At 45.3% G+C, this 23964-nt stretch carries 20 protein-coding genes; 11 read left to right on the forward strand and 9 right to left on the reverse strand.

Annotated elements, in window-relative coordinates:
• Positions 1-979 precede the first annotated feature (979 nt).
• Genes AB6E52_RS16990 through hemC form a run of 4 tightly spaced genes read right to left on the reverse strand, consistent with a single transcriptional unit; the run spans position 980 to position 5076 of the window.
• A complete protein-coding gene (locus AB6E52_RS16990) occupies positions 980-2161 on the reverse strand; it encodes a heme biosynthesis protein HemY (protein ID WP_102321195.1) in 1182 nt (393 codons plus the stop codon).
• Positions 2161-3387: a uroporphyrinogen-III C-methyltransferase gene (locus AB6E52_RS16995; protein WP_065584265.1), complete on the reverse strand. Its 1227-nt coding sequence runs from the start codon at positions 3385-3387 to the stop codon at positions 2161-2163. The genes AB6E52_RS16990 and AB6E52_RS16995 overlap by 1 nt, the downstream gene beginning before the upstream one ends.
• Before the next feature lie 19 nt (positions 3388-3406).
• Positions 3407-4135: a uroporphyrinogen-III synthase gene (locus AB6E52_RS17000; protein WP_102321194.1), complete on the reverse strand. Its 729-nt coding sequence runs from the start codon at positions 4133-4135 to the stop codon at positions 3407-3409.
• 2 nt (positions 4136-4137) lie between these two features.
• Positions 4138-5076: a hydroxymethylbilane synthase gene (hemC, locus tag AB6E52_RS17005; protein ID WP_017061008.1), complete on the reverse strand. Its 939-nt coding sequence runs from the start codon at positions 5074-5076 to the stop codon at positions 4138-4140.
• A 344-nt stretch (positions 5077-5420) separates the two neighbouring features.
• Here hemC and AB6E52_RS17010 point away from each other — a divergent pair, with 344 nt between their 5' ends.
• Positions 5421-7949, forward strand: a complete 2529-nt coding sequence (locus AB6E52_RS17010; RefSeq protein WP_102321193.1) for a class I adenylate cyclase — start codon at positions 5421-5423, stop codon at positions 7947-7949.
• 72 nt (positions 7950-8021) lie between these two features.
• On the opposite strand, the gene cyaY is transcribed toward AB6E52_RS17010, so the two are convergent.
• On the reverse strand, positions 8022-8336 hold the full coding sequence (gene cyaY, locus AB6E52_RS17015) for an iron donor protein CyaY (protein ID WP_017061010.1): 315 nt from the start codon (positions 8334-8336) through the stop codon (positions 8022-8024).
• A 75-nt stretch (positions 8337-8411) separates the two neighbouring features.
• Between cyaY and lptM the strand changes: the two genes are divergently transcribed.
• The 8 genes from lptM (at position 8412) to AB6E52_RS17055 (ending at position 18382) form a co-directional block, all read left to right on the forward strand.
• Positions 8412-8528 (forward strand): LPS translocon maturation chaperone LptM, encoded by a 117-nt coding sequence (gene lptM / locus AB6E52_RS23130; RefSeq protein WP_017063757.1) that lies wholly within the window; start codon positions 8412-8414, stop codon positions 8526-8528.
• Between the two features lie 42 nt (positions 8529-8570).
• Positions 8571-9824, forward strand: a complete 1254-nt coding sequence (lysA, locus tag AB6E52_RS17025) for a diaminopimelate decarboxylase (RefSeq protein ID WP_017066756.1) — start codon at positions 8571-8573, stop codon at positions 9822-9824.
• An 11-nt stretch (positions 9825-9835) separates the two neighbouring features.
• Positions 9836-10666: a diaminopimelate epimerase gene (gene dapF, locus AB6E52_RS17030; RefSeq protein ID WP_017061013.1), complete on the forward strand. Its 831-nt coding sequence runs from the start codon at positions 9836-9838 to the stop codon at positions 10664-10666.
• Between the two features lie 44 nt (positions 10667-10710).
• Positions 10711-11409 carry a DUF484 family protein gene (locus AB6E52_RS17035; protein ID WP_102321192.1) on the forward strand — a complete coding sequence of 233 codons (699 nt, stop codon included), beginning with the start codon at positions 10711-10713 and terminating at the stop codon, positions 11407-11409.
• Positions 11378-12310, forward strand: a complete 933-nt coding sequence (gene xerC, locus AB6E52_RS17040; protein WP_017061015.1) for a tyrosine recombinase XerC — start codon at positions 11378-11380, stop codon at positions 12308-12310. The genes AB6E52_RS17035 and xerC overlap by 32 nt, the downstream gene beginning before the upstream one ends.
• Positions 12311-12325: 15 nt before the next feature.
• Entirely contained in the window at positions 12326-13042 is a 717-nt protein-coding gene (gene yigB / locus AB6E52_RS17045; RefSeq protein ID WP_017068593.1) for a 5-amino-6-(5-phospho-D-ribitylamino)uracil phosphatase YigB, read from the forward strand.
• Between the two features lie 168 nt (positions 13043-13210).
• Entirely contained in the window at positions 13211-15709 is a 2499-nt protein-coding gene (locus tag AB6E52_RS17050) for an EAL domain-containing protein (protein WP_102321191.1), read from the forward strand.
• Between the two features lie 192 nt (positions 15710-15901).
• Positions 15902-18382, forward strand: coding sequence for an EAL domain-containing protein (locus tag AB6E52_RS17055; protein ID WP_102321190.1), 2481 nt, complete (start codon positions 15902-15904; stop codon positions 18380-18382).
• Between the two features lie 145 nt (positions 18383-18527).
• Here AB6E52_RS17055 and AB6E52_RS17060 read toward each other — a convergent pair whose 3' ends face one another.
• Both AB6E52_RS17060 and AB6E52_RS17065 read right to left on the reverse strand, forming a co-directional pair.
• Complete coding sequence (locus tag AB6E52_RS17060; RefSeq protein ID WP_102321189.1) at positions 18528-19124, reverse strand: tRNA-uridine aminocarboxypropyltransferase; 597 nt, start codon at positions 19122-19124, stop codon at positions 18528-18530.
• A gap of 2 nt (positions 19125-19126) precedes the next feature.
• Positions 19127-20671, reverse strand: a complete 1545-nt coding sequence (locus AB6E52_RS17065; protein WP_102321188.1) for a COG3650 family protein — start codon at positions 20669-20671, stop codon at positions 19127-19129.
• A 39-nt stretch (positions 20672-20710) separates the two neighbouring features.
• Between AB6E52_RS17065 and AB6E52_RS17070 the strand changes: the two genes are divergently transcribed.
• The gene (locus AB6E52_RS17070; protein WP_017061021.1) at positions 20711-21178 is read left to right on the forward strand and encodes an EVE domain-containing protein; all 468 of its coding nucleotides are present in this window, start codon (positions 20711-20713) and stop codon (positions 21176-21178) included.
• An 87-nt stretch (positions 21179-21265) separates the two neighbouring features.
• Here the strand turns inward: AB6E52_RS17070 and AB6E52_RS17075 are convergent, their stop codons facing one another.
• Positions 21266-22093 carry a Cof-type HAD-IIB family hydrolase gene (locus tag AB6E52_RS17075; protein ID WP_017061022.1) on the reverse strand — a complete coding sequence of 276 codons (828 nt, stop codon included), beginning with the start codon at positions 22091-22093 and terminating at the stop codon, positions 21266-21268.
• Between the two features lie 182 nt (positions 22094-22275).
• Entirely contained in the window at positions 22276-23256 is a 981-nt protein-coding gene (locus tag AB6E52_RS17080) for an alpha/beta fold hydrolase (RefSeq protein WP_017061023.1), read from the reverse strand.
• An 81-nt stretch (positions 23257-23337) separates the two neighbouring features.
• Here AB6E52_RS17080 and rhtB point away from each other — a divergent pair, with 81 nt between their 5' ends.
• Entirely contained in the window at positions 23338-23955 is a 618-nt protein-coding gene (rhtB, locus tag AB6E52_RS17085; RefSeq protein ID WP_017061024.1) for a homoserine/homoserine lactone efflux protein, read from the forward strand.
• Positions 23956-23964 lie beyond the last annotated feature (9 nt).

Below are 23964 nucleotides of genomic sequence, written 5' to 3' on the forward strand. Positions count from 1 at the left end.
ATTTCACAATAATTCATCAATCTTAATTAGATCACATTTTTACTTTAATTGGTATAACTCTTGGTTTTGACTTCCGTAAAAGGTTGTTTTGGCTAGTAATCGTTGAATCGACGATTGATTAGAAAGTTGTGTTAGCAATAGCAGGGCTTCACGCTTATGGGCTCTAACATGACAAATTATTTTTAATCAATAAGTTAGCAGGGGTTTTCTAAATAACTGTGGCTTCTTAATTACTTCTGTTGAGTGATGATTAAGCCGCGCTTTAAACTTCGGAGTTTTGCTGTGTCTCAGAATTGATTTCGTCTAGAGTCTGAAACTCCGCTGCTATACATTCACTTCTTCAATCTTAAACCAATAAGTTGGTTGCGGAGGTAGGTCGGATTTACGATCTCCAACGCTTTGAGGTACATTACTGAAATGTAATTTTCATCTAATGATTCCAGTTGCTAAGCCCACTGTAATCTAGAGCTAATCTCTATCAAATGACAACTACTGCGAAATGCCTTTTCTTTCTTTCGGTACAAATCCAATCAAGTTATCTGATCGTTATTCCTTTAAGAATTTATATAAAGGTTGTCAGTCAGCTCAAATGGATTCTAAACAGCTTGCTTTATAATTGGCTAAAACTGCATACGGATAGATCTAAAGTATCCCTCAGTGTTTTTTAAGAAACCTTGCGGGGGATTTCATGAAGATTTAACCTCATGACTTAAAATCAGTACTTATAAAGCATTAATAGTATTTGAAAACCCATGATCAAGATGTGTGACTTATGGATTGTTCCGAGCTAGGTGGACCATATTAAAAATGGACGGTGCTTCGGTCAGCAATAAGCTGGGTGTGGAGAAGGGGTTTGGATGGAAGACTTTTACTACCATCTTTAGTGTTTGCTTATTAGTACTGAGGAAGTTATCTAAGGTAAACACTAGATACAAAAAAAGCCGATGCTAGGTATCGGCTTCATGTTAGTTGTATCAGTTTAAGCTGGTTGAACGAGAGCGAGTGCCTTACGAGATACTTCGTGCGCTGCTTTCGTTAAGTTTTGCTTTTCTAGTGCATCAGATAGGTATCCGTAATCTGATACGTTTGAGCGAAGTGCTAGTGCTTTCTCGAAGTGGCCTTGTGCTTCTGCCCACTTTTGCTCTCTTAGGTAGAACTGAGCCAATGCGCTGTGTGCTTCGGCATTGCCACCATCTTTACTGATGGCGCGCTCTAGCATGACCACTACTGGGTGGTGATCGGCTAGGTTCAGCTCTGGAAGCAACATGTAGAGCTCATTTGAACCACTCTTCGCAATGTTCTCTTTGATCACTGTGAACGCTTCTGAGTCAGCTTTACGAGCGATCAGTTGCTTCACAAAGCAAGATACAAGGTGCGAACTTTGTTTCTGCTTTCTTGAAAGCTTGTTCCAATGACTGATTAAACCTTCGCTACCTTGTTGTTGAGCTACATCATGAAGTAATCCACATTGTGCTTTCTGTTCTAATTCACGTTGCTCATCAGCTGTTAGAAGCTTATTCTTAACTAATTTAGGCGTTAACTCTAGCAATGGCTGCCATAACTTCAGTTGCAAGTAAGTAGCTTTTAACAGGCCAAGCACAGCAGTGTTATTAGGGTATGTGCCTTTTAGGGTAGAAAGTGTATCGAATGCAGCTTCGTAGTTTGACTCGCTGATTTGCTGTTTAGCTTTAGTTAGCTCTACCGCAAGTAGAGAGTCGTCCTGTTGGCTAGCAAGCTCGATGTACTTATCACGCTCACTTGTATTACCTTGCTCGTGTGCCGCTTGAGAAGCGACTAAATAACAAAGTAGAGGCATGTCGTGATGATTAGCCCAGCGAGTTACTTTCTTCTCAGCGCCTTTCCAGTCACCTTCAAGCAGCTTGATGATGCCTTCATTGGTATAACGACGAGAGCGCTTCAGCTTACGAACACTGAACCAATTCCAAGTTGTCGAGCTTGCGTACATAAGCTTTTTAAATAGGTACTCTAAGCCGAATAGAGCCGCTAGAAGAGCGATGACGAAGATAACCAGTGTTGTCACGCTCATCTCAATGGTCTTATTCGCAATTGAGATCAGAACGTAGCCTTGTTGACCAGAGAACTGAGTACCAACAATTAACCCAGCACCTAGAACGAGAAAAAGAAAAATCCAACGAATCATTATTTTTCCTCCGTGGTCATAACGGTGACTTCACGACGTAGGCGCTCACGTATCACATCTGACAACTCATTTTGAGATTCAAGCTTTACAGGGTATTTCACAGAGATGTTCTGTTCACTTAGCTGTTTAATCGCTTTCTCAAATTCAATCACTGAGTTGTTATCTTGGTTTAGATAAGCTTTCGACCACTCGCTAGCGGTATTAAGAGCTGCGCTATAGAGTTCACCTTGTTCTTTGTAGACAGCGCGAATCGCGGTTTCTAATTTACCTTTGATGTTTTCACGAAGGTAGAAGTGCTGTTCTGGTGATAGTAGAGGGATAACTTCGCCATCACGACTACGGAATGTGATGAAGTTTTCTGAAAAGTCTTTCATCGACGTCATCAGGTTGTTCTGCCAGTCATTAATATCTTGAGATACGGCTTTTTTCTCAACAGCGGCAGCCTCAGGCAGGATTGCATTGGCAAGCGGCAGCGTATCGACTTGTTGTTGTAGGCTTGTGATGCGTAGAACTAAGCCATCACGGTCGATAAGAGGAATAGTGCGAAGCTTAGTAATGTCATTGGTCATTGATTGACGAAGAGAGACCAAGCTTGGGTCATTCAGTGCGGCGATACGTTGATCGGCGCTTTCCATTAGTTTGGTTGCACTAACGGCATCATGCTCGAGGAACAGTTTACGTCCTGCTAGTTTCACAAGGTAATCAGCTTCAGCAAGCAACCAGTCATTCGGGCGGCGACCTTTCACGTCAGCCACTGCTAACTGCAGGCTTTGAATGCTCTTCTGCTGTTGAGATTGCACGACCTGAGTTTTCTCCACCGCGTGTGAGGCTTCTTGGATAGTCTCTTGCTTGATGGTTTGTAGGTCTTTATTTACCGCAGATTGGGTATTTTGAAGTTGTGCTTGAAGAGCGGCTATTTGAGCCGAGTATTCAGCGCTCTTTTGCTGCATTTGAAATGCGATACCGCCACTGAAGATAATTGAAATAGCGATCGCAATAGCGCCTAGTTTGACACCGCGCTTACCTTGCTTTTCTGCTTTCTCTATTTGCTCTTTATGCTCAGCTTGAGGCTGCTCATTTTTAGCGGTATTTGAAGCAGAGGCATCAAGCTTCTGTTCAGGTTGTTTTGTCTCTGTAGAGTCAGCTTTTTCGTTTTCAACAACTACTGGCTGAGTATCTTGTTTCTTTTCAGGTTCAATATGCTCATTATTTTTTTTGCTTGTCATGCTTATTTCCTGTTTCTAGCTAGGGCCGGAGAGCAGCCAGTAATATTTGGTTCGTAGCACTGTGAGTATTGGTCACATTCGAGAAGCCGAGTTGTTGTGCTCGTTCTACAATGCGCTGGCTTGGGACAAATAGATGTCTTGTTGAAAGCCAAGCCAAATACTCATCAGGGGTAATTGAGCAGAGATACTCCAATTGTTCCTGACTAGTGATGACAACTTTGGACGTTTTTTTGTTTATCCATGTTTGATAGGTATTGTGGTCGCTAATAGGAATATATTCTCTACGGTAGGTCTCACAATAAGAGACTTGTGCACCTCGATTGAGTAGAGAATCCCTAATGAGCTCACGCCCACCATTGCCACGTAGTATCAAAATGGACTTATTTTCTACGCCATTAAGTTCAGTAAGTTTAAGAAGATGTTCACTATCACTAACTTGAGGATAGTTTACTTTTTGTTTACAGACTTTGCTTAAAACGTGCGCAGTTTTTTGACCAACGCCAAGATAAAGCGGCGAAGTAGGCCAAATGGATGAGGTTTTTGAAAGGATGCTTTGGGCAGCCGCCACGGCGTGGTGACTGACTGCAATAATGATATCGCTGTTATTAAGCTGGGTGCTTAAATCCGCAGAGTTGGGATTATCCACGATACGAATCAGCGGATGATGGATTGCTTGAACCCCTTTATCCGCTAGTTGTTGGCAAAGCGATTGTCCCTCTGAACCGGGACGAGTCACCAACACTGTCATGATTATTCTTGGTCAACGTAGAGCTTGGTTAAGATTTCTCTCGCGCCATCATCCAGCAATTGATTTGCCAGAGTCACGCCAAGTGCTTCTGCATCTTTGCGAGGGCCAGAGATCTCACCACGAACCATCTTAGAACCGTCCGGTTCACCAACTAATGCACGTAGCCAGATGTTTTCGCCATCTAATAATGAGTAGCTGCCGATAGGAACCTGACAGCCACCTTCTAGGGTAAGGTTCATTGCACGTTCGCACAGTACACGATCAGCCGTGTCTTTATGATTCAGTGGTTCAAGGAGTTTAATCAGACGCTCGTCATCAAGGCGACACTCAATACCAACAGCGCCTTGGCCAACAGCAGGGAGAGACTGCTCTGGTTCGATGAAGCTACGAATACGCTCTTCTAGCTCTAGACGTTTAAGACCTGCAGCAGCCAGTACGATCGCATCGTATTGACCATCATCGAGTTTACCTAGACGAGTACCAACGTTGCCGCGCAGCTCTTTGATGATCAGATCTGGGCGGTATTCTAACAGTTGGCATTGGCGACGCAGACTGCACGTACCCACGACAGCACCTTGTGGGAGTTCGTCGATGTTGTTGTAAGTGTTTGATACGAAAGCGTCACGCGGATCTTCGCGCTCACAAATTGTTACCAGACCTAGACCTTCAGGGAAGTCGACAGGTACATCTTTCATTGAGTGAACCGCTAGGTCAGCACGACCTTCTAGCATGGCTACTTCAAGTTCTTTAACGAACAGTCCTTTACCACCCACTTTAGCAAGCGGAGTGTCTAGGATGATGTCACCTTTGGTCACCATAGTTACCAACTCAACCTCTAAACCAGGGTGAGCAGCTTGCAGTGCATCCCTTACAAAGTATGCCTGCCAAAGGGCAAGAGGGCTTTTTCTGGTCGCGATACGGATTGGTGCTGAATTTGTCATGGTGTTTCCGATATAGGTTCTGTAATAGCCTAATCCTACCATTATGAGGCGAGAATTCTTACTGTTTGATCATTCCATACTTTGATAGCTGAGAGATTTTCATGAGTTCACCAAAATAGTGTGATTAGTATCTCATTTGAAACATGGGCTATTATTAGAAATAGTCAATAAAGAGGACACTACGGCGCCGTGAGTTTAACTTTCTGTCATCAAGGAATTGACCAGTATGACAGGTTCCTTTGCTTTACCATTAAGGCTAAAAGTGTTAAATTGATCACGTTTTGTTGCTGCTTTCGTTCAGTAACTAGACAGAACTGCACTTAACCTCAAACCAAGGACTTACCTTGCAGGCTTACACTCAAACTTTGATTCAACGATTAGACAATCTAAATCAGCAGCGCATTGATCGTGCGTTGGCGTTGATGAATGTGCAAGGCCAGCGAGTTTTCAACCTTATTCCCGCACTGCTTCACTTTAATCACCCGATGATGCCTGGTTATTACGACCAACAAGTTCCTTTTGGAATTCGTAGCTTCACGCTTAATGAATTCCAAAAGCAATTTGTCTCTGATACCGAATTAACGCTGGGTGGTAAACTTACCGAGGCTGCTGAACCTGCCATCCTTGGCTTGTACACCATGGGTAGTACTTCTTCTATTGGTCAAAGCACTTCAAGTGATCTTGATATCTGGGTATGTGTGTCTCCAGATATGGATGGCGCATCTCGCGACAGCCTAACCAATAAATGTCTGCTTATTACTGATTGGGCTGAAACCTTAGGGGTTGAAGCGAACTTCTTTTTGATGGATGAAGAGCGTTTCCGCTCGAATCATTCTGAAGAGATGACCGGTGATAACTGTGGTTCTTCACAGCACTTACTACTGCTTGATGAGTTCTATCGCTCAGCCGTTCGTTTGGCTGGCCAGCGTTTGTTGTGGCAAATCATCCCGCCAGAAATGGAGGAGTGCTACGACGAGTATGTCCAAGGTTTATGTAACGATGGTTATCTTGATTGCTCGCAGTGGATCGATTTCGGCAAGCTGAACAGTATTCCTGCTGAAGAGTACTTTGGTTCAAACCTATGGCAGCTCTATAAGAGTATCGACTCACCGTATAAATCGGTGTTGAAGGCGATCCTGTTAGAAGCTTATTCATGGGAATACCCAAACACCCAGCTTCTTAGTATTGACACCAAGCGTCGTTTCTTTGCAGATGAACCTGATCTGTATGGCATGGATAGCTACTATCTGATGCTTGAAAAGGTAACTCGCTACCTAGAACGTATCAACGACCATACTCGATTGGATTTGGTGAGACGCTGCTTCTATCTTAAGACCCACGAGAAGTTGTCACGAGATGCGGGTATTGGTTCTGTCGCATGGCGTCGTGAAGCCTTAACCGAGATGACTAAATCTTGGAACTGGGGACATGAAACCATTGCTGAGCTCGACAACCGCCGTAATTGGAAGGTTGAGCAGGTTAAAGTGGTGCACCATGCCCTGCTTGATGCCTTGATGCTGAGCTACCGTAACCTGATTCAATTTGCACGTCGTAACGACATCACTTCAGCTATCAGCCCGCAAGATATCAGTATCTTGGCACGTAAACTTTACGCTGCGTTTGAGGTGTTACCAGGCAAAGTGACGCTACTGAATCCACAAATATCCCCGGATCTCCATGAGCCAGATTTGAGCTTTATCGAAGTTCGTCAGGGTCAGTCAAATAAAGCGGGTTGGTACTTGTACAAACAGCCTTTGATTGCACATCGCATTCTCGGCCAGCCTTCACTTGAACACCATGAGTACTTGAGTAAATTGGTTGCTTGGTCGTTCTTTAATGGCCTAATTACAGAGTCGACGCGTTTGCACTCTGTGGTTCGAGATGCTCATATTGATATCGATAAATTTTATCAAATGGTGAGCGATCTACGTAATACCTTCTCTTTGCGTAAGCGTCGTCCGAGTATGCAGGCACTGGCGAGCCCGTGTGAGATAAGCCAACTGGCGATGTTCATCAACTTTGAAAATGACCCGACGTCTGAATTAAGTGGTCGCGCATTAAAAGTGGATCTTAAGAATGCCGATATTTTCAGTTTTGGTGAAGAAGGTAAGAGCTTAGTCGGTAGTGTCGATCTGGTTTATCGGAACTCTTGGCATGAAGTTCGTACACTTCATTTCCAAGGCGAAACCGCGATGTTGGACGCGCTGAAGACGGTACTGGGTAAAATGCACCAGGATGCGTTGCCGCCAGAGTCGGTCGATGTGTTCTGTTACAGCAAAAACCTACGCGGTGTGATGCGTAATATGGTGTATCAACTGCTTGCCGAGTGTATCGACTTGCGATTAAAACCAATTGAGCCAGAGAAACGCCGCCGATTTAAGGCTATTCGCCTGGCAAACAAAATGTTTGGTCTGTTCTTTGAACGTCGTGGTGTATCGGTGCAGATGCTGGAAAACTCGGTCGATTTCTACCGTAGTATCTCAACCAATAAGCTCAAAGGCTCACCTTTACTGATGCTCGATAAAGAGCAAGAGTATCAGCTACCAGAAGTGGTGGATGGTTTTGCGAGTGAGGGCTTGATTCAGTTCTTTTTCGAAGATACCGACAAAGGCTTCAATATTTATGTATTGGACGAGTCGAACCAAGTTGAGGTCTACCACCAGTACAGCGGTGAAAAAGATGAGATGATCGCGAGCGTGAATTCTTTCTACACATCGGTAAAAGATGAGTCGAAGATGTCGTCTAAGTTGATTAACTTTAACCTACCTCAGTACTACCAAATCGTTCATCCTGAAGAAGGCAATTCTTACGTTGTGCCTTATCGTAACGATGCAACTTTAGCTTCTCGGAGCTCAAAGATAGTTAACATCTAGTCTTACTAAGCCCGATTGATTTTAAAAAAAGGAGTGATTGATTCACTCCTTTTTAGTTTTGCTTACAAATGATTAGACCCAATCGATCGCTTCACCTGCGTGCTTCACGCATTCTTCTTTAACCATCTCAAACAGCTCCATGCCCGTCTTTGAACATGTCCACTTGTCGTCAACTAGCTTGAAGTGAAAGCCACCAGATTTAGACGCTAACCAGATTTCTTTCATTGGTTCTTGGCGGTTAATGATGATTTGGCTGCGGTTCTCAAACTCCAGCGTCATCACGTTACCAGTCACTTCGTAATCAATATCTGCCTCTGATTCATCGATAGCTTCTTCGATGTTTTGCATCTGTATATCGACCAGCTGATGAAATTCAGTCTCGTTCATCCTTTCTATCCTATTGCTTTTCCTGAGTGTGGTGCGATTATAGGGGGCATTGAGTTAATAATCACGATATGCAAAATGAAAAAATTAATTGCTGCTCTATTTATGATGTCCGTTATTGGACTTTCTGGTTGTGGTCAAACGGGTCCTTTGTACGATCCTGATGAAGTTCAGCAAACCGAACAATCACAATAAGTGAAAACACGCAGAAATCGTTATTTATAAGGGATAAGAACTTTGGATTACTTCAACTATCAGGAAGATGGCCAGCTTTGGGCTGAGGACGTCGCACTTTCACAACTAGCAGAGCAATATGGTACACCGCTGTATGTATATTCTCGTGCAACATTAGAACGCCACTGGAATGCGTTTGATTCATCGGTTGGTGAGCATCCGCACTTGGTGTGTTATGCCGTTAAAGCTAACTCAAACCTTGGCGTGTTGAATACTTTGGCTCGTTTGGGCTCTGGCTTCGATATCGTTTCTGGCGGTGAGCTAGAGCGTGTGGTTGCTGCCGGTGGCGATCCAGCAAAAGTTGTATTCTCTGGTGTCGGTAAAACAGCCGCTGAAATGAAGCGTGCGCTTGAGTTGAACATTAAGTGTTTCAACGTAGAGTCTGAACCAGAACTAGAGCGACTGAATAAAGTAGCTGGTGAGCTTGGTGTTAAAGCGCCGATTTCACTGCGTATCAACCCAGACGTTGATGCGAACACTCACCCTTATATCTCTACTGGTCTGCGTGATAACAAGTTTGGTATCGCTTTCGACCGTGCTCCTGCTGTCTATGAGTTTGCAAAAACACTCGATAACTTGTCTATCCATGGTATTGATTGCCACATTGGTTCTCAGTTAACGGATATCGAACCTTTCATCGATGCAACCGATCGCCTACTTGCGCTGATCGACCAGCTACGTGCTAACGGTATCAACATCAAACACCTTGATGTCGGTGGCGGCTTGGGTGTGGTTTATCGTGATGAATTACCACCACAGCCTTCTGACTACGCGAAAGCTTTATTGGCTCGCTTAGACAATCATTCTGATCTAGAGCTGATTTTCGAGCCTGGAAGAGCGATTGCTGCTAACGCTGGTGTATTATTAACGAAAGTCGAGTTCCTCAAGCCAACAGAGCACAAGAACTTTGCCATCATCGATGCAGCAATGAACGATCTAATGCGCCCAGCACTTTACCAAGCTTGGCAGGATATTGTTCCTGTGAGCCCTCGTCAGGGTGAAACTGTGACTTACGATTTGGTTGGCCCAATCTGTGAGACAGGCGATTTCCTAGGTAAAGATCGTGACCTTGTTCTTGAAGAAGGTGATCTGCTAGCAGTTCGTTCAGCGGGTGCTTATGGCTTCGCGATGTCATCTAACTACAACACTCGTTCGCGTGCGGCTGAAGTGATGGTGGATGGCGATAAAACTCACTTGGTTCGTCAGCGTGAAGAGCTTACGAGTCTGTGGGAACTTGAAAACATTCTTCCGGAGTAATTTTAAGCGTTATGCACTTCCACTTTTCTAAAATGCATGGTTTGGGCAATGATTTCATGGTCGTGGACTGCATTACTCAAAATATTTTCTTTTCTCCAGATTTGATCCGTCGCTTGGCGGATCGTCACACTGGCGTGGGCTTTGATCAGCTACTTGTGGTTGAGGCTCCCTATGATCCAGAAACTGATTTCCATTACCGCATATTCAATGCGGATGGCAGTGAAGTGGAGCAGTGTGGCAATGGTGCACGTTGTTTTGCACGATTCGTTCGCATGAAAGGCTTAACGAATAAGTACAGCATCAACGTGAGTACCAAGAAAGGTAAAATGGTTCTCAAGATTGAAGAGAATGACCTGATCACGGTGAACATGGGCATTCCTGAGTTCGAACCCGGCAAGATTCCATTCAAGGCCAAGCAGCCAGAGAAGACGTATATCCTAAGAACGGATGTACACACCTTATTCTGTGGTGCGGTAAGCATGGGTAACCCACATGTGGTTACCGTGGTTGATGACGTCGACACGGCTGATGTGGACACCTTAGGCCCACTACTTGAATCACATGAACGTTTCCCTGAGCGTGTTAATGCTGGCTTTATGCAGGTCGTTAACCGTGAAGAAGTTCGTCTACGTGTTTACGAACGCGGCGCGGGTGAAACTCAGGCATGTGGCAGCGGAGCGTGTGGCGCAGTTGCAGTGGGTATCACTCAAGGCTTACTGGCTGAGAATGTGAAGGTTCGTCTACCAGGCGGTGACTTACACATTAGCTGGCAAGGCCCGGGTAAACCTCTGTTTATGACCGGCCCTGCAACGCATGTGTTTGATGGTCAACTTTCTTGCTAATAACGACCCAAAACAAATATATTCATAAAAATAAAGGATAGGTTTTGTCTTACGTTGAAGCCGACGCACTCACCGCAGAAGTGGTCGCGGAATATTTACGTGATACCCCAGATTTTTTCCAAGACCGAAAAGATTTGGTTGATCGCCTTGCTATCAATAACGTTGAGCAGGGCGCTGTTTCTCTGGTTGAGGTTCAGCTTAAACGCCAACGTCATCGAATCGAAGAGCTTGAAGAAGAGATCACTGGCTTGATGTCGTTGGCAGCAAATAACGATAAAACCTTCTATGAGTTTATGGATCTGCAAGCGCAAGTGCTGAAATGCAGTGACTTCATGCAGGTGATAAAAGCCGTTGAACAAAAAGCGTTAGATCTTGGGCTTAAGGCTCATGTTCGTATTCTTTCGCAATCTGGCTTTTATCAGTTGAGTGCTGAGGGTTACTCTAAGTTTTCGCTTAACCATTTCAATGGCAAAGATGCTTATCTTGGACGCTTGAGAAAAGCCGACAGACACGATTTGTTTGGTGATTATCCAGTTCCAGAGCTAGGCTCTTATGTAGTACTACCGCTTGCTAAGCAGTCTCCATTGGGTTTGCTCGCCTTTTCTAGTGAAGATGGCGGACATTTCCAACCCCATATGGATACGCTCTTTTTACGCCATTTAGCACTTGTTGTCGCTCATTTGGCGGACACCTTACCTTGGCAGATAAATAATGAGCCTAGAGCCCAAAATACCTCTTCCTAACAGCCTTCAAAAGCCACTTTCTCGCTTCTATGAATATCTCCGAAGCGAGAAGGGACTCAGCCTACACACCCAACGTAATTACAAACAACAACTTGAAACCATGGCCGGTCATTTAGTCACTCTAGGGCTAAAGGATTGGGGTCAAGTCGATGCGGCGTGGGTCAGACAACTGGCCAGTAAAGGCATGCGTGAGGGAATGAAAGCGAGCAGCATTGCAACGCGCTTATCGTCACTGCGCAGCTTCTTTGATTTCCTTGTGTTGCGTGGCGAAATGACCGCCAATCCAGCCAAAGGTGTCTCTGCACCTCGCAAACAACGCCCTTTGCCTAAAAACCTCGATGTTGATGAAGTGGGTCAACTGCTTGATGTGAATGAGGACGATCCATTGTCGATTCGTGATCGAGCGATGATGGAGGTGATGTATGGTGCTGGATTACGACTGGCAGAACTGGTCGGCATCAATCTGAAAGATGTGTTGGGTCGACAAGGCGAAATCCGAGTGATTGGTAAAGGCGACAAAGAACGCAAAGCGCCTTTTTCTGGTTTAGCTAAAGAGTGGGTCGATAAATGGCTCAAAGTTCGTGGTGAATTGGCTTCACCGGGTGAAACCGCGCTGTTTGTCTCTAAGCTCGGGACTCGTATCTCTCACCGCAGCGTGCAAAAGCGCATGGAAGAGTGGGGCAAGAAGCAATCTGTCGCGAGCCACATCAGCCCGCATAAACTGCGTCACTCCTTTGCAACGCATGTGCTGGAATCGAGCCAAAATCTTCGTGCTGTGCAAGAGTTGCTTGGCCATGAAAACATCTCGACGACCCAAGTGTATACCCACTTAGATTTCCAACACTTAGCACAAGCTTATGATCAGGCTCACCCGAGAGCTCGTAAGAAGAATAAAGATTAGATTAAAGGGTTTACTATGCGAATTTATCGAGGGTTAAAGCCCATCAAAGCCATGACCTTTGACTTGGATGACACCCTGTATGACAACTGGCCTGTGATCATGAAGGTTGAGAAAGAGATGGCACAGTGGCTTTATCAAAAGCACCCAGTGTCTGCTTCTTTATCGCTTGAAGAGTGGCAGGGCATTAAGCAGCAAGTCGCATCTGAAAACCCAGCTTTGAAACATGATGTCACCGTGTGGCGTGAAACTCAGATTAAGAGTGGTTTGCTGCAATTGGGTTACTCTCTGCAGCAAGCAGAGCAAGCGGCTCGAGAGGGCATTGAGCATGCCTTGTGGTTGCGTAATCAAGTCGATGTCCCTCAAGAAACGCATCGAGTGATGACTGAACTTAGCCAACGTATTCCTCTGGTTGCGATTACCAATGGCAATGTCGATCCACACAAAATTGGCTTAGGGCTGTACTTTCAATTAATCCTTAAAGCCGGCCCTGATGGCAGAGCAAAACCCTATCCAGATATGTTTGAAAAAGCTCAGCAACACCTAGGTTGTGACGCTGAGAATATTCTTCATGTTGGCGATCACCTCAAAACGGATGTCTATGGAGCCAAGCAAAATGGCTTCCAAGCGTGCTGGTTTAATGACACTGGTTCCAATTTATACCGCTCCCCGAAGGCGAGTGTGCTCCCTGATGTTGAAATAGACCAACTTAGCGATCTTATGCGACTAATTTAATGGCTCGGTAAGCTTATTGTGTCGCATTTATGCTATTGAATTGTTACATTAGTCGCCTATAAAATCCTGATTAGGCTAGGATAATTGGCGACTACTTTTTATCGATTCATTTCAGTCATAGCAGTGGTTGCGGGTTGTTACTTCACTCGATTTTGAACAAGGGTTGGCATGCAAACATTTACATTTCTCGCAAATACTGAGGCGTTATTTAGAGCTCAATTTGATCAGCGAGAATGGTGTGACAGCAAACAGTACCTTATTCAAATTTTCTCAGCTCAATCTTCAGATCTAGCTCGTCAAATCGCGGGTGTTGCCCTCAATCGTTTAAATAATGCGACGCTAATTGGCCAGAGTGCTCGTCATGTTATCTGTGATAATTGCCTTGAAAGTGCATGCACCTTAGTCATCATCAGTGAGTTCAACGAAACCCATCTAACCTCTGCGGTCCAGCCTTTTTCCGGCAATCCAAATCAAGACAGCCAAGACTTAGCTTTTCAGCTGCGCCTTACAGAAGAAACCAAAACGGTCATCAGCTTGTGCGATCAGGTTGAAGGGCGTGATTATCCTATTTATAGCGCTTTTGAAAATTTGCCTTACGCCTTGCCGATAGCTGGTGGACTGTGCCATGAGAATGAATTTGGCCGTTGGGTTATGTATAACGAGCAAACCTACCAGCACGCCTGTGTTGCTGTGGCTCTGACTAACCCAAGATTGAAGGTTTGGTCGGACGCGTACTCTGAGTGGAACCCGATTGGGATGAAGCTACGAGTCACACACGCAATCGGAAATCGCTTATACGCATTGAACGACAAGCCGGCTATTGAAGTATTCAAACATTACCTTGCGGATGGCAAAGACCTTCCTTTTAGTCAACTGATGAGCTTTCCACTTTATCGAGAACTTGGCAGAAAGAAGGGTATCTCGACGCCGCTACGTATTAATGATGATGGCAGTATTGAGTTTGATAGCCCTTGGCATGTCGGTGAAGAGGCGCAGTTTTGTTATAACCACCCATCGCTCACTGCAGAAAAGGTGCACCACGGTGCCGAGATGCTAGCCATGCATCAGCCTGAATCGGTGATCATTTATAACTGCGTATCTCGACTTGAATTTATCGACAGTAAACTTGAGCTCAAGCCATTTGAAGGGATAGTGAATACATGTGGTGCCTACTGCATGGGGGAGCTATACCGTAATGAAGACCGCCAAGAGATACTGCACCACAGCTTGACTTATATCGCTATGCGCGAGTCTGACGAGATTAAAGAGTTTCATTGCGAAGACTTTCAGTGTGGCTCAACCGTGTCGCCATTGCTTAACCTAGTCAGAAATGCAGTCGCTGATCTCGACAGTATGAATACTCAGATGGAAAAGAAACTCCATCAACAAGCGCGTCGCTTAACCGAAAGCTATCGCATTGACTCGCGTACTGGTTTGCCGAACCGTATCGTACTGAAAGAGCGCCTCAATACGATTCTGTTCAGTGAACATCTGCTGACCTTAAAGCTAACCAACTTCCATCAGGTTAACGAGAAGTATGGTTATCAAGTGGGGGATCAGCTGCTACTCGATCTGTCTAATCACTTTATCGAGCGATTACAGCTTCGTGTGGTTAAAGAGCCTCGCGTGAAGGTAGAGCTATTCAGTATTGGTGTTGGAGAGTGGGCGATTATCTTCAATGCTAGTGTTGGTAGTATGAAAATAAAAGAAGGTTTCGTTGAGTTCGCCGATGACATCGAACACATAAATTTTGAGCCATATGGTTTGGCTGATATTGATTACCTGTCAGTTTCTCTGTGTGGCGGCTTTGCTAGTCGTTGTGACTTCTTAACCGACAGTGGTGACCAGATCTTATTGAAAGCGATCGAAGCTCGACGCTATGGAGTACGTAACAATACCCACATCACCAATGCTAAAGACATTCAGGTGAGTGAAGAAGATCGCAAAGAGCAACTAGGCTGGCTGAGCTGTGTAAGTCGTGCGATTTTAGATCAGAACATCATCACTTATTCCCAGCCGATTGTGGAGTCGGTTACGCACGAAATGATTGGCCAAGAGTGTTTGGTCAGAATCATGGAGTCGGACGGTACTATTGTGCCACCAGGAAAGTTCTTACCTATCATTGCTGACACCCATCTTTACACGCGCCTTAGTCGACACATGATTAAGAGCACTATTGGCTATATGGCGGATAAGCAGAGCTCATTTTCTATCAATCTATCCCCACAAGATTTGTTGAGCGATAAGACGCTCGAGGTCCTTGAGGCTGCGATCAGTGGTATGAACGATCCTACTCGACTTGGTTTAGAAGTTCTCGAGTCTGAACAGATTAAAGATTATGGCCGCATGATTGAGGTGTGTGATCACTTCCGTGCGCTTGGGGCGAGAATCATTGTTGATGACTTTGGCTCTGGTTACTCCAACATCGAGGAAATCATTAAGCTTGAGCCACAGATCATTAAGCTCGACGGTAGCTTGATTCGTAATATCGACAAAGATCAAAAACAAAGAAACATAGCCTCTCAGTTGATTCGTTTGTGCCAAGTGTTCAATGCCAAAACGGTCGCTGAATTTGTCCATAACCAACAGGTTTGTGAGATAGCAGAGCAAATGGGTGTCGATTATCTGCAGGGTTACTACTTCGGTGAGCCTAAGCGACTGTTTTAGCAGTTAAAGCTTCCCGCATTGTGTAACGACTGGCTATAAAAGTACTGCGCCGCCATTAATGACTGCTTTTTGGCGGAATGAATGATGTCTAACTAAGGTCACATTATTCATAACGCGATCGCAAGTATTCCGTGCAAGCCTTATCTATAATAAGCACAATAATAAATCATTAACGTAACGATTAATGTGAATATGCAGTCGACTTCTCTCCTGATACAAGACATTGAGCAAACCCAGCGTGAATTGGAAAAGATAGATTTTCATCAACATGAAAGCCTACTGATTCAGGTGTTTTCGTCTTTCGAGAAAGGTTCTGTTTTGGCTGCCTGCCAAGTGATTCAATCGACTTTTCCCAATGCCAAATTGATTGGTTGCAGTGCTAACCACTACATTAGTCAAGGTGTCATCCTGCACCAAGGTCTTTATCTGATTGTTACCCGCTTTGACGCGACGTCTTACTCTTGTGGTGTTGTCGAATATAGCGAACAACCATTGCTCGATAGCCACGCTATGTGGCAACAGCTTGAGTGCAATGATAATACTCAAAGCATCATCTGTTTCGCAGACCGCTTGCAGATAAATAACCGAGATCTATTTTCAGCGTTTGAGCAGTCGATGTATTCATTACCGATCTGTGGCGGTGCATCGATCATCACAGATAATGGGCGATGGGTGATGTTAGACGGCATTTGCTATGAAAATGCCTATGTGATGTTGGCGCTGCACAGTGTTGAGCTCTCCATCGCTAAGGGTTACTACACTGAATGGAATCCGATTGGTCGAACTTTTCGAGTGACAGGTGCTCAAGAGAACCGGTTGTTGGAACTGGATGGGATGCCTGTTCGCGAACTCTACAATCGTTACCTCGCTGATGGCCTCGAAGTGCCTTTTGAGCAACTGCATAACTTTCCCTTGATGGTCGGTGACCCGAAAGAGCAAAACATTCACTTACCGCTCAAGGTAACGGAAAGTGGAGAGATAGAATTCAGCGGCCTGTTCCAAGTGGGCGATGAGGTCCGGTTTTGTTATGACCATCCATCACTGACCTTAGAGCAGATACGACTGGGCGTGCAGCAGATCGCCTCTCATAGGCCAGAACAGTTCTTCATTTATAACTGTACATCTCGTATCGACTTTATTGATGGCAACCAAGAGGTTGAGGTTTTCCAAAAATTGGCCGACAGCTATGGCGTTTACTGCATGGGAGAACTTTATCAAGAGAATGGCCAACAGCGAATCTTGCACCATAGCCTCACTTATCTTGCGCTTAGAGAAGGCGAGGGTAAGGCGGTATTGCCATTAGAGACGCAACCCGCGACCAACATATCCCCTCTGTTTTCATTGATCCGAAATGCACTGCTTGATGTCGATGACATGAACAACAGCATGGCGAGTAAGATTCAGCAGCAAGCCACTGCATTGACGGCAAGCTATCGAATTGATCACCGTACAGGTTTACCCAATCGAAGTGTGCTGCGTGAGAAACTGTCGAAGATGAGCAGTGATAGCCACTTACTAGCTTTGAAGGTCACGACCTTTGGTCAGATCAATGAGAAGTATGGTTATCGAGTAGGTGACAAGCTTCTGCATGATTTGAGTGAGTACTTTCAAAAGGCGCTGTGGCAGTTCTTTGATGAGGGCTGTCAGCTCTATAGTATCGGTATTGGTGAGTGGGCGGTGGTGTTTGATAGTTGGGCGAGCCAAGAACATATTCATCAGCGATTCTCGGAATTTGCCGATCAAACCGAGCATGTGAATTTTGAGCCTACCGGTTTACCCGATATTGATTACTTGTCGGTGTCTATCTGTGCGGGTATCGCCAGCCGTCGAGATTTCCCGACTACCTCTATTGATGACTTATTGTTGAAGGCGATTGATGCGAGGCGCAGCGCTGTCAGCCAGAACAAGCACCTAGTGAGCGCCAAGGCACTCATTCAATTGGAGAAGCATCGCCAAGAGCAACTTGGTTGGCTGTCGTGCGTGAGTCGCGCGGTGCTTAATCAGAATATTGTGGCGTGCTCTCAGCCCATAGTTTCAGCACACAGTCATCAGGTAGAGAGCTACGAGTGTTTGGTTCGAATTGAAGAGGACGGTCAGTTAATTGCACCGGGTAAGTTCTTGCCAATCATTGAAGGAACCCATCTCTATACACGCCTCAGTCGTCAGATGATAACGCGCACCTTCGATTTTATGAGTCAGCGAACCGATTCGTTCTCAATTAATTTAGCGCCACAAGATTTCAGCAATGAGAAAACCATTCTTCACCTTGAACAAGCGATCAAGAAAATCAGTCACCCACAGCGTATTGGCTTGGAGGTGTTAGAAACGGAACAAATTCAGGATTACGGTCGCTTGATTGAGGTGTGTAATCACTTCCGCGATCTTGGTGTGAATATTATTGTTGATGACTTTGGTTCGGGCTATTCGAACATTGATGAGATATTGAAGCTAGAACCACAGGTGATCAAGCTTGATGGCAGTTTGATTCGCAATATTGATAAAGATAAAAAGCAGCGCAAGATCGCTCAGCAGTTGGTGAGCTTATGCCAGATTCTGAATGCTAAGACGGTGGCGGAGTTCGTTCATAATGAGCAGGTGTGCCGTATTGCTGAAGACATGGGGGTCGATTACTTGCAAGGGTATTACTTTGGTCAACCTCAGCGTTTGTTTTGATGGAGCGAGCGTTTCACGTGAAACACTGGTTGGCTCAATAACGAAAATACGATGTAAAAAGGGTGAGCTTATGGCTCACCCTTTTTGTTTTTAGTGTCTGTCTCGTCCCGAAATGTGTTTTTACCTTCCCGCGCGCCTGCTTGGTCTATTTGAGGGCGTGGCCACACTTGTCGGCGTGGAACACTTTTAGATAATGCTGGTAGTAGTCATCAATGAGCTTGGCAGATTCACTTTCACCTAAAGATTTGAGTAACTCAATACCCACTTCACAAGTACACAAGTGGCCACTGTCTTGGTTGCGGCGCAAGGTGTATGAAGATTCGCTGGTAATATCGAGGTGAACTTGCGGAACGGCTTGTAACCACGAGCTCTTGTTAAGCATCTTCTTCGCTTCTTGCCATGTGCCATCCAAGATGATGAATAGCGGCTTACGGCTCTGGGCTTGGGTCATTACAGCTTGCTGGCACTCGGCACTTTGATCACTTGGGAATAAAAGAAACGGTTGTCGTGTTTCATCGTCAAGCAGTGCGATGAGCTCCGCTGGTGGTGTTTTCCTTTGCCATACAATGGACTGACACTGATCAAGGGATTGCTGAAGCAGCTTCCCTGTATTGGTATCGCGTGACAGTTCATTCTCATGAGTGAGCAGTACAAGATCGATTTGGCTTGCGACACTAGGTATCAGGTGACAAATACATTGGTGAGTGAAGCTACAACCATGGCAAGCTTGTTGGTTACTCATGTTTACAACTTAACTCCACTTTGTGCGGGTGAGATACCATCAGCAAACAAAACCACGTCGCTGATATCAGCATCATCTGCAACTGGAGCGACACTTGGGTTTAGCGGGTAGCTGACACCAGAGTATGAAAGTGTGTGTTTCGCCGGTGTTGCACCGCCGCCACTGACATTGAAGATCAGATCCTGCCAGCCGTGGTTTTGCGATTTACCTAAGCGTATGTCGCCCTTAACCAGTGTCACTCGGCTATTGAAGCGCCAGTTATCTTGATGGTTTTCGAAAATTAGCAGTGTACAGCCACCAGAACCACACCAATCGAGTTGGGCGAACAGCTCTTCTTTACCGTCGCCGTTGAGGTCGTAGGTTAACCAGCGGTATTTAGTGTCGTCAGGTGAGCTGTTGTTGATCTTAAAGTATTCGCGGATCGCTTGGTCGACTTTTGGATCAAGTTGATCGCTGGAGTTCACCTGCTTTGCGGTTAGATCAACGTTAGTGGTGGTGTTTACTTGTGCTTGCGCACTCTTAGCTTCGAATAGCACCAGACCGCCATTGGCAATCGGATACACCACGTTGCCCACTTTCTCTTTTTCAGCGATTAGCTTGCCATTATCGAGTGTGAAGATGCGCTCGGAGATCAAATATTGTTGCTGGTGGCGAGTCATAACCACTTGTACCTGATTTTGGTTCAGTTGCTGCCAGAAGCCTTGTTCAACAATAGAAGGGTCTCCATTACTGTATGAATAAGTCGTGATAGCACTGTGGTCATTGTTGAGTTCAAGGTTGATAGAGAACCCTGAGTTTTGCGTTGAGCTAGCGAAGTAGAGTCCGCTCCAGTCCAGCGTTGGATCTTGGTTAGAGACCGTCGCACAGCCATTGTAGTTACTGTCATTGAGGTTAAGCTTGGCATGCCATCCATAGATAGAATCGCTCATGCCGTCGCTACAGCTCTCTTTTGTAAGGTTGAGTTTGCCTTGTGCAGCTTTACCTTCTAATTGGTAGTCACGGCTGCTCGATGTGGTGCGGCTTGATTCAATATCGAGGGTCTGTGGCTGTTCGCCCATCTTGGTGTATTTCAGCTGGTCTTTATCGAAGGTTGCTGACCAGAAGGGTTCATTACCAAATACTCGTGTTGAGCGCAGCGGTTGGACGCAGCGATCTGGGTTCTCTGCGGTTAGGATGTTCACTTGGTCAACCACGAAACGCGCTGTGAAATCTGCGTTATAACCCGTTTGGCTCGGCACGGTTAGGTGACCAATCAGCTCGCCATATAAGGCTTGGTAAGGTCTCGTTGAGAGCCCTTGTGCTTCTAACGCTAACTCTGGAGATAAGTCTAACCAGTATTGTTGTTGGCTACCGCAAGGAGTGAAGGTTCGGCTTTCATGGCCAACCACCACCTGACCACGCATGATGAAGGTTTTCGGTTGAATGCTCAGTGGCTCATCCAAGTTTGCTGGGGGCTGTTCAGGTTGTTGCGGCGTATCAGGTGCCGTAACACAGCCTTGTAGAGCGAACGCGACTAGCCATGTCACTGGGTTTTTCATTACCTTCATGTTATATCTTCCTCGGAGCAACCGTTAATTGGATTTATTATGGCATATTGGTTATTTAAAACAGAACCCGACACCTTCTCTATTCAGACTCTTAGAGTACAAAAAACCTCTTGTTGGGAGGGTGTACGTAACTATCAGGCTCGAAACATGATGCGTGATGACGTCAAGCTTGGCGATCTGGTGATGATATACCACTCATCATGTAAAAAAGTTGGCGTAGCGGGGATCGCTAAAGTAACCAGAGAAGCCTACCCAGACCACTTTCAGTTCGACCCTGAGAGTGATTACTACGATCCTAAGTCTTCACCCGATAACCCACGCTGGATCATGGTGGATGTCGAGTTTGTGCGAGTGACTGAGCGCTTGATTCCTTTGGTTACGCTTAAAGCCATGCCTGAACTCTCCGAAATGCCCTTGGTGAAACGCGGTAATCGCTTATCGATCATGCCGGTTACCGAACAAGAGTGGCAGGCAATCTTAAGCAAAGAAGTGTTAGGTTCTCGATAGCGTTAGAGAGAGCTTTTTACGTAAGGTTCAAAAAAGGCAGCCAGTTGGCTGCCTTTTTATTTATTCAGATCTGTTCAACGAGCGAGATTAGAGCAGATGCTTTTCTAGGTAGTGAGCAACGGCATCGTCTGCGTTACTGCCAATCACTTCATTGTCAGGTAGTGCTTTCATCACTTTCTCATGTGATGTACCCATGATTAGACCTTTACCCGCCATAGCCAGCATTTCAGCGTCGTTCATGCCATCACCAAAGGCAACACAGTTATCCAGAGTCAGGTTTAGTGATTTTGCAACAGCGTCTAGAGCGTGGCCTTTAGAGACTTCAGCTGCCATCACTTCCAGACACCAAGGTGTAGAGAAGGCGATGTTCAGTTTGTCGCCAAAAGCATCTCTTAGCTTTTGTTCAAACGTGACGAGATATTCGTGGTCTTGTTCTGGATGTGTGAAGAAGACTTTCGCGATGCCTTCGCTTGGTGCGTTTTCAGCTTCAAAGCGCTTGTAGCTAAAGCCAGACTCACTGTGGAATTTAGCCAACATTTCATCTTCACGGTCTAGTAACCAATCTTCATTCTGGTACATGTGAATAAAGAGGTTTGGATCTTGGCGCACAATATCAATAACTGGCTGAACGAGTTCCTGAGGTACGTTCTGGCTATACATCAGTTGATCGTTTTGGTCATGCACGCGTGCACCGTTTGAAGTGATCATGTACGCCGGAATACCTGCTATCTGACGAATACCCGCCACATCGACGTGGTGACGACCCGTAGCGAAGATGAAGGTATAACCTTGGTCGTGTAATTTCTTAAGCGTTAGCTTGGTAAAGTCGCTTAGCTGATGGTTGGGAGCCAAAAGCGTACCATCTAAATCAGAAGCAACAATTTTCACGGAATCTTTTAGTGCAGGAATACTCATTTAACCCTCATTGCAAAATGCTTAACCAATATTGACGCTAGCCAGCGCTAGAATCGTTTTAACTACAATATCTCTAGGTAGAAATTGTATGCCAAATTCATGCAAGAAAAGAGGGCAAAGCTCACTTACTTCTCTTCCTCTTTAGCGCTTATTTTCTTGGTAGGTTGCTTAGCCTATTAGCTCTAGGCGAAAAACTGATTGATCGCATCCAGTGTTTGATTGCGATATTCATCCTGCTCAAACAACACCTCATGCCTAGAACCCTCAATCAACTTAAACTGACAATCAGAGTTGGTTTTCTTCAGCTTAGAGATGAACTTTACTTGAGCACTGTTACTGACAATCTTTTCATCCCCAGCTTGAATCAATAGCAGAGGGATCTTGATTTGACGAGTTTGTTGAATTGCTTGCTTGGCGGCCATTAACCCTTGCCACACCCAACGCGTGCTTGGTCCACCCACCTGCAAAGATGGAGACTCGTCATATAAGCGGCGGAACCACTGATAGCGAACCTTACTGTGGCTCAGTAAGTTGTTTTCAAAAGGCTTCGAATAATATGCTTGCTGGCCCGGCGCGTAAGTTGGCTTGGCATAAAAAGCGGTAAGCACTTGTCCAACGATCATCGCGATAGGTTTCAGGTACCACTCGGTATTGATACCAAACATCGGAGCGCACAGAGTCACCTTATCAAACGGGTGGTCTGGATGGGTTTGTAGGTAGCGAGTGGCTATGGTGCTGCCCATTGAGTGTGCGAGCAGGTAGCGATTGGAATACTTACTGAGATCAAAACTGGCAATGACGTCAGACATGTCAGATTCATAATCATCAAACTCATGAATGTGACCAATGTCAGAGTCTGTTACCATACGTTCAGACTGGCCTTGACCTTGGTGGTCAAATGAATAAACGTCATAGCCTTGTTGATAAAAATCATAAAAGATTTCTTGGTATTTTTGGCAGCATTCGATACGGCCATTTGAAATCACAATAGCTTTGCTGTGCTTTTCTGAGGTGAGGCTGCACCAGTACAGTTTCTTTTTACCAGACGATGTTAAAAACCCCTCTTTTCTTTGTTGCCAAAGAGCGTTGATCGGGTGTTTAATCGCATGATCGAACTGAGGTTCTTGAGTGTAAGGGAAGGTGGCTTCGCTGTGGTTTTCCATGGGAAATTACCTGAACTGATGCGTGTGAGAGCTTTATTGCTACTAATGTTGTTAGATTAAAGAACTAGTAAGGAAATGCAAATGGATACTCATGTTTGGCTTGCTTATGTTGTCACAGCGATTTTGTTTAGCTTGGCTCCGGGCTCGGGTACCGTTAACTCAATCAGTAATGGGCTTAGCTATGGCACTAAAAAGTCACTCGCATCAATTGTTGGCTTACAGCTTGGTCTTGCGTTTCACATTATGCTGGTGGGCGCGGGTATCGGTGCACTCGTTGCTAAGTCTGCGTTGGCGTTCACCATCATTAAGTGGGTCGGCGTGGTGTACTTACTTTGGTTAGGTATTCAAAAGTGGCGTGATAGCTCGAGCCTAGTAGCATCTGAAGAAAGCTCTACTCTGTCGAGTGGTAAACTGCTGAGAAACGCTGTGCTTATCAACCTAACTAACCCGAAATCAATCGTGTTTTTGGTGGCTTTGTTTCCTCAGTTTATTGACCCTACACAACCTCAAGCACCTCAGTTATTAGTGCTAGGTGTGACGACAGTATTCATTGATAGCGTTGTTATGTTGGGTTACACCTCATTAGCGTCACAAATGGGACGTTTTATTCGCTCTGATCGCATAATGGGTAAGATAAATAAAATATTTGGTGGTATGTTCATGGGCTGCGGTGCTTTGCTAGCTGCCGCGAAAGCTTAGATTAAGCGA

This window comes from Vibrio sp. 10N.247.311.13 (assembly GCF_041467595.1).
In the GTDB taxonomy this organism is placed as follows: domain Bacteria; phylum Pseudomonadota; class Gammaproteobacteria; order Enterobacterales; family Vibrionaceae; genus Vibrio; species Vibrio crassostreae_C.

What these genes read in the sequence shown, in the direction of transcription:
- rhtB (WP_017061024.1), top strand. Translation starts at nt 23,338, where the DNA reads ATGGATACTCATGTTTGGCTTGCTTATGTTGTCACAGCGATTTTGTTT.
- AB6E52_RS17060 (WP_102321189.1), bottom strand. Translation starts at nt 19,124, where the DNA reads ATGAGTAACCAACAAGCTTGCCATGGTTGTAGCTTCACTCACCAATGT.
- dapF (WP_017061013.1), top strand. Translation starts at nt 9,836, where the DNA reads ATGCACTTCCACTTTTCTAAAATGCATGGTTTGGGCAATGATTTCATG.
- AB6E52_RS17080 (WP_017061023.1), bottom strand. Translation starts at nt 23,256, where the DNA reads ATGGAAAACCACAGCGAAGCCACCTTCCCTTACACTCAAGAACCTCAG.
- AB6E52_RS17075 (WP_017061022.1), bottom strand. Translation starts at nt 22,093, where the DNA reads ATGAGTATTCCTGCACTAAAAGATTCCGTGAAAATTGTTGCTTCTGAT.
- AB6E52_RS17050 (WP_102321191.1), top strand. Translation starts at nt 13,211, where the DNA reads ATGCAAACATTTACATTTCTCGCAAATACTGAGGCGTTATTTAGAGCT.
- AB6E52_RS17065 (WP_102321188.1), bottom strand. Translation starts at nt 20,671, where the DNA reads ATGAAGGTAATGAAAAACCCAGTGACATGGCTAGTCGCGTTCGCTCTA.
- hemC (WP_017061008.1), bottom strand. Translation starts at nt 5,076, where the DNA reads ATGACAAATTCAGCACCAATCCGTATCGCGACCAGAAAAAGCCCTCTT.
- AB6E52_RS16990 (WP_102321195.1), bottom strand. Translation starts at nt 2,161, where the DNA reads ATGATTCGTTGGATTTTTCTTTTTCTCGTTCTAGGTGCTGGGTTAATT.
- AB6E52_RS17000 (WP_102321194.1), bottom strand. Translation starts at nt 4,135, where the DNA reads ATGACAGTGTTGGTGACTCGTCCCGGTTCAGAGGGACAATCGCTTTGC.
- AB6E52_RS17055 (WP_102321190.1), top strand. Translation starts at nt 15,902, where the DNA reads ATGCAGTCGACTTCTCTCCTGATACAAGACATTGAGCAAACCCAGCGT.
- xerC (WP_017061015.1), top strand. Translation starts at nt 11,378, where the DNA reads ATGAGCCTAGAGCCCAAAATACCTCTTCCTAACAGCCTTCAAAAGCCA.
- cyaY (WP_017061010.1), bottom strand. Translation starts at nt 8,336, where the DNA reads ATGAACGAGACTGAATTTCATCAGCTGGTCGATATACAGATGCAAAAC.
- lptM (WP_017063757.1), top strand. Translation starts at nt 8,412, where the DNA reads ATGAAAAAATTAATTGCTGCTCTATTTATGATGTCCGTTATTGGACTT.
- yigB (WP_017068593.1), top strand. Translation starts at nt 12,326, where the DNA reads ATGCGAATTTATCGAGGGTTAAAGCCCATCAAAGCCATGACCTTTGAC.
- AB6E52_RS17070 (WP_017061021.1), top strand. Translation starts at nt 20,711, where the DNA reads ATGGCATATTGGTTATTTAAAACAGAACCCGACACCTTCTCTATTCAG.
- AB6E52_RS16995 (WP_065584265.1), bottom strand. Translation starts at nt 3,387, where the DNA reads ATGACAAGCAAAAAAAATAATGAGCATATTGAACCTGAAAAGAAACAA.